The sequence below is a fragment of the Micromonospora echinofusca genome, assembly GCF_017614955.1.
In the GTDB taxonomy this organism is placed as follows: Bacteria; Actinomycetota; Actinomycetes; order Mycobacteriales; family Micromonosporaceae; genus Micromonospora; species Micromonospora echinofusca_A.
On sequence record NZ_WVUH01000743.1, the window covers coordinates 1 to 435 of the forward strand.

The window sequence follows — 435 nt, forward strand, 5'->3', positions numbered from 1 at the left end:
GTGATGCGGACCGGCATGACCCGCTTACTCCCCCAGGTGAAGAGGGTCAGCGGCATCTCGATCGGGCTGATCTCGATGGTCCCCTTCTTGGACAGCCGCATGGCCTCCCGCAACTTGGCCGTGGTCGGCTGCACAAGCATTTCGAGCGTCGCGAGCTGCGGGTGTATCCCGTCTGGCGCGGCCACCTCGAACTGATCGGTCGCGTCTATCTCCGCGGTGAACTTCCACGTCTCCTGCGCTGGGCCCTTGAGGCGCAGCGCCTCGTTCTTGTCCCCGCTTCCACTGCCGCCTCCACCGCTGTCGGCTTGGTCGCCGGCGGATTGGGGGGAGAGGGAGCGCTCCAGGGTGTCGGGGTTGAACTGGAGGATGATGATGCGTTGGGGGGTGCCGCGTTCGGGGTCTACGAGGACTATTCCGGAGCGGATGGGTTTGGGG

The 435-nt window shown here is 65.7% G+C and carries 1 protein-coding gene; it reads right to left on the minus strand.

Going from position 1 to position 435, the window contains the following annotated elements; genetic code table 11:
* A partial coding sequence (locus GSF22_RS34190; protein ID WP_208817993.1) for a hypothetical protein occupies positions 1–435 on the minus strand: 435 nt, incomplete at both ends.